This window comes from Arthrobacter sp. HMWF013 (genome assembly GCF_003061105.1).
GTDB lineage: Bacteria > Actinomycetota > Actinomycetes > Actinomycetales > Micrococcaceae > Arthrobacter.
The window spans coordinates 1-2253 of record NZ_QAIQ01000312.1 but is presented as its reverse complement, the minus strand read 5'-3'; the positions used below and the strand labels follow the sequence as shown (position 1 = coordinate 2253).

Annotated in this window: 1 protein-coding gene and 1 pseudogene; both read left to right on the top strand. The window is 65.0% G+C overall.

What is annotated here, in order from left to right:
- A pseudogene (locus DBR22_RS11885) lies at positions 1–985 on the top strand (elongation factor 4); the annotation flags it as partial.
- 25 nt (positions 986–1010) lie between these two features.
- Positions 1011–2240: a radical SAM family heme chaperone HemW gene (hemW, locus tag DBR22_RS11880; RefSeq protein WP_108599184.1), complete on the top strand. Its 1230-nt coding sequence runs from the start codon at positions 1011–1013 to the stop codon at positions 2238–2240.
- Positions 2241–2253 lie beyond the last annotated feature (13 nt).

Genomic DNA, 2253 nt, shown 5'->3' with positions numbered 1-2253 from the left:
TGCCAAGCCTGCCGCCAAATCACTCCCCGGCTATGCCGACGCCAAGCCGATGGTCTTCTCCGGCCTGTACCCGTTGGACGGCACCGACTACCCGGTACTGCGTGACGCGCTGGAAAAGCTGATGCTCAACGACGCCGCACTGGTGTACGAACCGGAGACCTCCGCGGCCCTGGGATTCGGCTTCCGTGTGGGCTTCCTGGGCCTGCTGCACCTGGAAATCACCCGGGAGCGGCTCGAACGCGAGTACAACCTGGACCTGATCTCCACGGCCCCCAACGTCGAATATGAGGTGACGCTGGAGGACAAGAAGGTGGTCCATGTGACCAACCCCAGCGAGTACCCTTCCGGCAAAATTGCCGAAGTCCGCGAGCCCATGGTCTCCGCCACCATCCTGGCGCCGAACGAGTTTGTCGGCGCCATCATGGAGCTGTGCCAGAGCCGCCGCGGCGTGATGGGCGGCATGGATTACCTCTCCGAGGACCGCGTGGAAATCCGCTATCGCCTGCCGCTGGCGGAAATCGTGTTCGACTTCTTCGACATCCTCAAGTCCAAGACGCGCGGCTACGGATCGCTGGACTGGAAGGCCGACGGCGAGCAGGTGGCCGACCTTGTCAAGGTGGACATCATGCTCCAGGGCGAACAGGTGGATGCATTCTCGGCCATTACCCACCGGGACAAGGCCTACGCCTACGGTGTGATGATGACGGGAAAGCTCCGTGAACTCATTCCGCGCCAGCAGTTCGAGGTGCCCATCCAGGCAGCCATCGGCTCCAGGATCATCGCCCGCGAAAGTATCCGGGCCATCCGGAAGGATGTGTTGGCGAAGTGCTACGGCGGTGACATCTCGCGTAAGCGCAAGCTGCTGGAAAAGCAAAAAGAAGGCAAGAAGCGCATGAAGATGGTGGGCACGGTGGAGGTGCCGCAGGAAGCGTTCATCGCTGCCCTCACCACCGACGAATCAAAGGACAAGGCAAAGAAGAAGTGACCACAGCGCAGCGGGGGAACCGCTGATGCCTAGCACTCTTCCCCTCGGCGACCCGGCGCCGTCGGACGGTCTGCTGCCCAGCCAGGCAACCGACGGTTCGGCGGAACGTGCTTTCGGGCTGTACGTTCACATCCCGTTCTGTGCTGTACGCTGCGGGTACTGCGACTTCAACACCTACACAGCAACCGAGCTGGGCGGCGGCGCTTCCCAGGATGCCTACGCCTCCACCGCCGTATCGGAAGTCGATTTCGCGGCCACCGTCCTGCGGGACTCCGGGCTGCCGGACCGGCCGCTGAGCACGGTCTTCTTCGGTGGGGGAACCCCTACCTTGCTCCCCGCTGAAGACCTCGCACAGATCCTGGGCGCCGCCGTCGGGCATTGGGGCCTGGAACCGGGCGCCGAGGTCACCACTGAGGCCAACCCGGACTCAGTCACCCCCGAATCCTTGGCTGTCCTCAGGAAAGCCGGTTTCACCAGGGTCTCCTTCGGCATGCAGTCCGCCGTTCCCCACGTCCTGAAAGTCCTGGACAGGACGCACACTCCCAGCCGGGTGCCGCAGGTGGTTCAGTGGGCCCGCGAAGCCGGGCTGGCCGTCAGCCTGGACCTGATCTACGGGACGCCGGGGGAGTCGCTGGCTGATTGGCGCTACTCCCTGGAGACTGCGCTGTCCTATGAACCGGACCACATCAGCGCCTACGCGCTCATCGTGGAGGACGGCACCAAGCTTGCCGCCCAGATCCGCCGCGGCGAAGTTCCCGGAATCGACGACGACGACCACGCCGACAAATACGAACTCGCGGACGAACTCATTACAGCGGCAGGGCTGGGCTGGTACGAGGTCAGCAACTGGGCCCGGACACCGGAGCAGGCGTGCAGGCACAACCTTGCGTACTGGCGTGGAGACGACTGGTGGGGGATCGGTCCGGGCGCGCACTCGCATGTTGGCGGCGTGCGGTGGTGGAACGTCAAGCATCCCACTGCGTACGCTGGACGGCTGGCCCAAGGGCTCTCACCTGCTGCCGGACGGGAAACCCTGGACGCAGAAACCCGTGAGGTGGAGCGGGTCATGCTTGAGGCGCGGCTCGTCTCCGGGCTTGCGGTCTCAACACTGGGGGAGCCGGGCCGTCACGCCATGGCCGGGCTCATCGCCGATGGACTCGTGGAGGCGCCGGCCGCGTTCCGCGGAAAGCTGGTGCTGACCCTCAAGGGCCGCCTGCTGGCCGACGCCGTGGTACGGCGGATCCTGCCGGACTGACCCCGGACAAAGC